Source organism: Candidatus Cloacimonadota bacterium (assembly GCA_011372345.1).
Taxonomy (GTDB): domain Bacteria; phylum Cloacimonadota; class Cloacimonadia; order Cloacimonadales; family TCS61; genus DRTC01.
The window spans coordinates 1-7,718 of sequence record DRTC01000017.1 but is presented as its reverse complement, the minus strand read 5'-3'; the positions used below and the strand labels follow the sequence as shown (position 1 = coordinate 7,718).

Below are 7,718 nucleotides of genomic sequence, written 5' to 3'. Positions count from 1 at the left end.
GAATATTTTAGAGTTCCACTTTGGAGTAATCCTTTTCCCAAAACACCAACTGCAACAAAAACTACAAGCACATAAAGAATTGTTACGATCGAAAAAGCGAGGATCATTCCCAATGGAATATTCCTATTCGGATTTTTTACTTCTTCGGCAACGCTGGCAATTTTCGTTAATCCTCCATAAGATACGAAGATCAAACCGGCAGTCATGAATAGCGTTCTTAAATCAGCAGACATAAAATCTCTGAAATTTTCATTTTTCACGACCGGAAGCCCTTTGAATAAGAAAATAATTAATATCAGGATCAATCCGAGAACCAGGTAAATCTGCAATCTACCTGCATGTTTAACTCCAATCAGATTGATAAATGCGAAGAACATACAGAAAAAGACAGCAATAAATTTTATTTGTAACATTGATATTTCAGGATAGATAAAACTGGCAAAAGCTCCAATTCCTAAAAGTGCAAATGCACTTTTGAAAGCAAGCGAGAACCAGGCTGAAATTCCGGCAAGTGTTCCAAAACCAGCACCCATACTTCTACCTATGAAAAAATAATCACCACCTGCTTTAGGCATGGCTGTTGAAAGTTCAGCTTTGCTTAACATCGATGGAAGAACCAAAATCCCAGCGATCAAATAAGCAACAATAACAGCCGGACCGGATTTGAAATAAGCTAATCCCGGAAGGATGAACAAACCGGAACTGATCATTGCTCCTGCTGCAATACAGAAAACATCGAGTAGTTTTAATTCTTTCTTGAGTTTAACCATATTTTCCCTTTTATGGAACACGGATGACACGGATAATACTGATTAACACGGATTAAATTAGAATTGATAATATCCTTTATTATCATTTCTTTAATCATGTTCTTTTACAAAAAAAATAAAATTCTTATCTGCAAGCATCCGTTCAATCTGTATCATCAGTATTCTTTATGTGTTCCCTTATTTTCTATCATTAGTAAATATTGCTCTTTTAAATTGAGGTTCTTTTCCAAAATTTAATAACAATCCAACTTCCTTATTCGTTGCTTTCAAATAATTAACTAATTGGTAATAATGTTCATCACAGAGATTTTCTGCAACTTTTAGTTCGACAATCACTTTATCATTTATAATTAAATCAGCAAAATAATCACCAACCAGTTTTCCTTCAAAAAAGACTTTTAATTTTTTTTTGAATAACTTTCAAATCAAATTCTCTCAATTTTATAACTAAAGCATTTTCATAAACCTTTTCCAGAAAACCATATCCTAATTTATTAGAAACAAAATAGAAAGCATTTAGAATTTTATCAGTAATTTCTGAATGTAGTAAAGGTTTCTTATTATTATACATTTTTCTTTTTATCAGTGAAGATCAGCTCAATCCGTATCATCTGTGTTCTATCAAGAAATCTCACTTCCTTCTTTAACATCTTTTTCCGGTATAATTATCGTTAGTTTTCCATCATCATGAGTAGCCAAGATCATTGCCTGCGATTCTACTCCCATCACTTTTCGCGGCTGAAGATTGATCAACATGGCTACTTTTTTCCCGATCACATCTTCCGGTTTGTAATATTCGGAAATTCCTGCTACAACACTACGGATTTCGTCTCCTATATTTACTTTTAGTTTGAGTAATTTCTTGGATTTTTTGATATTTTCCGCTTCCAGAATTTTGACAACTCGAAATTCCATTTTCATAAAATCTTCATAAGAGATCAAAGGTTTATGCTCGAGCTTTGGTTTTTCCGGAACCAGATTCTTCTCTAATAATTTTACCTGTTCTTCAATTTCTTTATCTTCGATTTTCCTGAACAAAGGTTTCACTTTTGCCAACTCGATCGATTCAATCGGATTCTGAATATCAGACCAGGAAAATTCTTTGGAGAGAGTCATCATTTTTCGCAGTTTTTTCATACTTTTGGGAATGATCGGAGTTCCAACGATTGAGATCATTCTTAATAATTCTGTACAAACATAAAGAGTCTCTCCTGCCTTTTCTTTTTCTGATTTGATAGAAACCCACGGCTGTGTTTCATCGAAATATTTGTTGCCGATGCGAGCAATATCCATCAACAATTTCGCAGATTTCCTAACTTGGTATTTATTATAACTTTTCTCGATTTGGTCCGTCAGATATTTTGCTTCTGCAAGTGTCTTCAAAGAAATTTCTGTTAAAATCTCCGGCTTGGTTATTACTCCCTCGAAATATTTTTTAGAAAAGACAAAAGTCCTGTTCGCCAAGTTTCCCAGAATATTATTTAGTTCAGTATTGATTCTGTTCTGGAAGTCCTTCCAACTGAAATCGCTGTCTTTAGTTTCGGGAGCATTAACAGCCAAAACATATCGCAACAATTCTCCCGGAAAGTATTTCAGGAAATCCTTCACCCAGATAACCCAGTTCCTGCTGGTCGAGATCTTCTTTCCTTCCAAATTAAGAAATTCATTTGCAGGAACATCGTAAGGAAGCACATATTTATCTTTTTGTTTGGATAACATGGCAGGCCAGATTATTGTATGAAATGGAATGTTATCTTTCCCGAGAAAGTGGATCAGTTTCGTTTCCGGATCGAGCCAGTAATTTTTCCATAGTTCAGGTTTTCCTTGTTTGATCGCCCATTCTTTAGTTGAAGAAATATAACCGATAGGAGCATCAAACCAGACATATAAAACTTTCCCGTCAGCATTTTCAAGAGGAACAGGAACTCCCCAATCAATATCTCGTGTGATTGCCCTTTCGATCAAGCCTTCATTCAGCCAACTCAAAATAAAATTTCGAACATTGTCTTTCCAATATTTTTTTGTTTTCAACCATTCGCGAAGTTCCGCTTCAAATTTCGGCAAATTCAAATACCAATGTGTAGTTTCTTTAATAACTGGAGTTTCTCCGGAAATCTTGCTTTTCGGGTTGATCAGGTTCACAGCATCGATCAATTTACCACAGGCATCACACTGATCTCCTCGAGCTCCTTCTGCTCCGCAATGCGGACAAATTCCTTCCACATAACGGTCAGCGAGAAATCTTTTCATCTTTTCATCATAAAGTTGTTGGGAAGTTTTTTTGTTTATATATCCTGCTTCTAACAAGTTAAGGAAGAAATCTTGAGACAGTTTGTTATGTTCCTCTGTAGAAGTTGCTGAAAAATAATCCTGTTCGATTCCAATTCCCTTCAAATCTTCTCTCATACTTTTGTTGTATTTATCAACCAGCTCCTGCGGTGAGATTCCTTCTTCTTCCGCTTTGATCGAGATGGGAGCACCATGATCGTCTGTCCCTCCGACATAGATGATTTCCGCATTCTGCAGTTTTTTGAATCGTGTAAAAATGTCTGCATTCAGATATGAACCTGCAATATGACCGATGTGTAGCGGACCGTTCGCATAAGTTAAGGCACTCGTTACTAAAATTTTTTCTCTTTTTTGCATTAATTTTTTCTCCATTCTTCTGTATCACAATCAAATGATTGTGTCTGTGTTCTGAGTAATTAATATTTTTTCAGGGATTTGGTGTCAAGATTTGTTTGGAAAAGGAAATTTATAGATATCCAATTAATAAAATATCATCCCCAATATTCTCGATTCTATCGATTTTCAGTTTTATTGCTTCTTTCATTCTGGATATTTTCAGTTCTCTGAAAAGTGAGAAATTACCTCCCACGATTTTGGGAGATATAAAATAAAAAAACTTATCTACTAATTTTTCAGATAAAAAAGATGAGCAAATCTTACTTCCAGCTTCGATCATTACGCTGTAATAATTTCGTTTATAAAGTTCATTTAGAACCATTTCTAAACTTAACAAATTTCCCGAATTTGTGAAGTTTTTATCAGATGAAACCAGAACAATTTCAACTCCAAAAGTTTTTAATTCTGCAATCTTATCCTGTTTATCCCGTAAATCCTGTCTAATAAAAATAATTGTTTTGATCTCATTAGCGGTTTGCACTATCTTTGAATTTAGAGGAATTTTCAAGTTGCTGTCGAGAATAACCCGGGTTGGATGATTGAAACCTTGCGAATGGTTAAAAACCTTCGCAATGGTTGGAACATCACTTTTCTTTAAGTTTTCAACCATTCCGAAGGTTGAGTGAGAGAGTTCCTCTGATCGTAACCATTCGGAAGGTTTTATTCTCACATTTAAAAGCGGATCATCAGCCAGAACTGTTCCAATTCCGGTCAGGATCACATCAACTTCATTTCGCAGATGATGCACAAATTCTCTTGACTCCGGGCCGGAAATCCATTTCGCATCTCCGCTTTCGGTGGCGATCTTCCCATCGAGAGAAACGGCATTTTTCATAAATACAAATGGTCTTTTTTGGGTGATAAAAGTAATATAATATTCAAGCTGCTCGGAAATTTTTTCTTCCCAAAATCCAGTTTTAACTTCAATTCCAGCTTCTTTCAGCTTTTGAAATCCTTTTCCATTTACAAGCGGATTCGGATCTTTAATTCCAGCATAAACTTTTTTGATCCCTGCTTTGATAATCGCATCTGCACAAGGTGGAGTCTTTCCAAAATGAGCACAAGGTTCGAGAGTAACATACATTTCGGCATTTTTCGTTCTCAACTCCACGCTTCGCTTTGAAGTCGAGTCCGAACTGTTTGCATCTTTGATCGCCTGTATTTCAGCGTGATCATTTCCGTAAGGTTGAGTAAATCCTTTCCCGATTATCTTATCATTTTTAACGATCACTGCACCAACAAAAGGATTCGGTGAACATTTACCTCTTCCCCGTTCTGCCAGATCGTACGCTAATTTAAAATATTTTTCTTTGAACATAATTTATCCATTACTATTTTCAATAATACAAGAATTTTCAACTTAAGTCAAGACAGGCTGAAGCCTGCTTAACTCAAGTTTCCATCCGTGTAAATCCGAATTATCTGTGTTCTATAAATTATCAAACATCGCAGACAACAATGAAACTCAACAATCCATTTTCTTCTTTTATTTGGATATTGCTGTAAGTTATCGCTTTGATCTCATTTTCAAGAGTTTGCTCGATTTTCTGCATTTCGAGTTCTGCTGAAATTGTCGAATCAAGAATTTCTAAATTTAAGATATTCCTGACGATCTCCTTTTCCACGATTGCCAGGTAATGGATTTCTCTTAACCAATCGATGATCAGACTTTCCTGATCATTACTTTTCAATTTGATCTTAAACTTCCGAATTTTGGGAAACTTCGGAAGTTGCAGTTTATTTCCAAATATGATATTGATCAAAGCGAATGCTGAATTGATGAATAAATCCTCTAAATTTTTCCCAAAAACCTGGAAAGAAAAATCTGCTGTATGATCAATTATTTTGTAAGTTTTCATTTTTCTAAATGTGACTGGACTTCATCAAATTCATTTAGATGGAGTTCAGTCGTAATTCAATCTTAATGAGTAAAAATTTGTTCTCAACTCCACGCTGCGCTTTGAAGTCGAGTCCATTTTTTCACCCTTTAACAACTCCAACCGGAACTGTTCTCACAACTTTCCGAATAATCCCTTCATCATGCATAGTTTGAACGACTTCATTGACATTTTTATAGGCATCACTTTTTTCTTCAATAAGAGTTTTTCTCTTTGCTGCTCTAACGATTATATTCTTTCTATTCAACTCATCTAATAAACTTGTAAAATCAGTATCCTTTAGAGCCTGATGACGACTCATCACTCTTCCCGCTCCATGACAGGAACTGCCGAAAGTTTCGCTCATTGCTTTTTCCATACCGACACAAAGATAACTTTCCGTTCCCATATCTCCGGGAATAATTACCGGTTGTCCGGTTTGCTGGAATTTATCAGCAAGTTCTTTCCTGTTTGGACCAAATGCGCGAGTTGCACCTTTCCGATGAACACAGACTCTTGTCATTTTCCCATCGATTTCGTGTTCTTCGAACTTCGCAATGTTATGGCAAACATCGTAGATCAATTCAAAACCAAGGTTGGACTCATCAATTTTTAGAGTTCTCATCATTGATTTTTTCACAAGATGCATCATGATCTGACGATTTGCCCAAGCAAAATTAGCAGCACAAGCCATTGCTCCGAAATAATCTTCTCCCAGTTTGGAATTGATATAAACGGAAGCAAGTTGTTTATCAGGCAATTCGAAATCGAGTTTATTGCTTTGGAAAAGCATTTCATGCACATAATCGTCACATATCTGATGACCGAGTCCGCGCGAACCGGAATGAATGATAATAATGATCTGATTTTTTACCAAACCGAAATTTTTCGCAATCTTCTCTTCAAAAATATTTTTCACAACTCCGATCTCGATGAAATGATTTCCCGATCCTAAAGTACCTGATTGATTTGAACCTCTTTTCATTGCTCTATCACTTACTTTTCCAGGATCTGCTTCTTTCATTTTTCCAAGATCTTCTGTTGCCAGCAGATCATCATCTTTCCCAAATTTGTTTTGAATAGCCCATTCTGCTCCATTCTTCAAAACTTTCTTAAGCTCAGATACATTCAGCTTCTGGATCGCATTACGAGATCCTACTCCAGTTGGAACTGTTCTGAAAATCTGTTCGACCAGATTATTCATCCTATCTTTAATTTCCGGATAGAAAAGATTCGTTCTGATAAAACGAACTCCGCAATTGATATCGTAACCAACTCCTCCGGGAGAGATGATTCCATTCTCGACATCAAAAGCAGCAACTCCTCCGATCGGAAAACCGTAACCTTGATGAACATCCGGCATAGCAAATGAATATTTCTGAATTCCAGGTAAAACAGCAACTTTTTGAACCTGCTTGATCGCATCATCTTTTGTGATCGAATCGATCAATCTTTCGTTGGCATAAATACGACCGGGAACACGCATATTTCCTGTTTGCGGAATTTCCCAAATGTTAGATGAAATTTTGATCAGGTTTTTCATATCACTATATCAAACACCGAAAATTAACTAAAATTTTATCCGTGTAAATCCGTTCAATCCGTTTCATCTGTGTTCTATCCTCTCCAGATTTTTTTTCGCAATTTCGAATTCCGGAGCAACTTTCAGACATTTTTCCAGTAATTTCTTTGCTGTTTCAAATTCTTTTTCATCGATGAGGATCGAAGCCAGATTATTCAAAGTTTTCGGTTCTTCGGGAGCTGATTTCAATATTTCTCGATAAAGTATTTTAGCTTCCTCGATCTTTTTCTCTGCATGCAGCATCAAAGCATAATTATATTTTGCTTCCACAAAATCCGGATCAAGTTCAATCGCATTAAAAAAGAATCTTGCTGCTTTATCATTGTTCTTTTGGAAAGAATAATACAATCCCCAATAATATTGGAAATCCGCTGAATCTAGATAAATGCTGGAATATTTTTTAAGTAATTCATAAGCATTTCCCAGTTTATTTTTGGAAAGAAGAACTGCAACCTGCTCATAAGCTTCTTTTTCTCCGTTAAATAATTCCGGTTTTCCCAGGATTTTTTTATGGATTTTCCATTTATCTTTATCTTGAAGCAAAAATAAAGTCAGATCATATTTCCGGTTTATCTCAAAATAGACCAGGAATTGTTTTCGATCTTTTGTCCGGGCAGATGAGATCAGGTCGTAATTCGTCATTTTCTGAATAATCTTATTACTTTTTAATCTGTTAAGATAATTCTCCCGGAATTTCTTTTCCTGGTAACGATCCTTCTGATAAAGAAATGAAATCGTTTCTTCCAAGTTCTGCTCGATGATCTTATTTAGGAATTGCATTACAAATTCTTCCACACTTTCTCT

6 protein-coding genes and 1 pseudogene are annotated in these 7,718 nt (G+C 35.7%); all 7 read right to left on the bottom strand.

The window, feature by feature from the left end; all coding sequences use genetic code 11:
• Positions 1 to 770, bottom strand: a 770-nt coding sequence (locus ENL20_00345; protein HHE37010.1) for an amino acid permease, incomplete at its 3' end; no start/stop codon positions are given.
• A gap of 177 nt (positions 771 to 947) precedes the next feature.
• Positions 948 to 1,341, bottom strand: a pseudogene (locus ENL20_00340) (GxxExxY protein).
• Positions 1,342 to 1,391: 50 nt separating this feature from the next.
• Entirely contained in the window at positions 1,392 to 3,416 is a 2,025-nt protein-coding gene (locus tag ENL20_00335; GenBank protein ID HHE37009.1) for a methionine--tRNA ligase, read from the bottom strand.
• Positions 3,417 to 3,525: 109 nt separating this feature from the next.
• A complete protein-coding gene (gene ribD, locus ENL20_00330; GenBank protein HHE37008.1) occupies positions 3,526 to 4,773 on the bottom strand; it encodes a bifunctional diaminohydroxyphosphoribosylaminopyrimidine deaminase/5-amino-6-(5-phosphoribosylamino)uracil reductase RibD in 1,248 nt (415 codons plus the stop codon).
• 121 nt (positions 4,774 to 4,894) lie between these two features.
• Positions 4,895 to 5,314 (bottom strand): archease, encoded by a 420-nt coding sequence (locus tag ENL20_00325; GenBank protein ID HHE37007.1) that lies wholly within the window; start codon positions 5,312 to 5,314, stop codon positions 4,895 to 4,897.
• Positions 5,315 to 5,435: 121 nt separating this feature from the next.
• Positions 5,436 to 6,875, bottom strand: a complete 1,440-nt coding sequence (locus tag ENL20_00320; protein ID HHE37006.1) for an RtcB family protein — start codon at positions 6,873 to 6,875, stop codon at positions 5,436 to 5,438.
• Between the two features lie 63 nt (positions 6,876 to 6,938).
• Entirely contained in the window at positions 6,939 to 7,694 is a 756-nt protein-coding gene (locus ENL20_00315; GenBank protein ID HHE37005.1) for a hypothetical protein, read from the bottom strand.
• Between the last annotated feature and the right edge of the window lie 24 nt (positions 7,695 to 7,718).

Coding starts and splice junctions, on each gene's coding strand:
- ENL20_00335 (HHE37009.1), bottom strand. CDS start 3,416: ATGCAAAAAAGAGAAAAAATTTTAGTAACGAGTGCCTTAACTTATGCG.
- ribD (HHE37008.1), bottom strand. CDS start 4,773: ATGTTCAAAGAAAAATATTTTAAATTAGCGTACGATCTGGCAGAACGG.
- ENL20_00325 (HHE37007.1), bottom strand. CDS start 5,314: ATGAAAACTTACAAAATAATTGATCATACAGCAGATTTTTCTTTCCAG.
- ENL20_00320 (HHE37006.1), bottom strand. CDS start 6,875: ATGAAAAACCTGATCAAAATTTCATCTAACATTTGGGAAATTCCGCAA.
- ENL20_00315 (HHE37005.1), bottom strand. CDS start 7,694: ATGCAATTCCTAAATAAGATCATCGAGCAGAACTTGGAAGAAACGATT.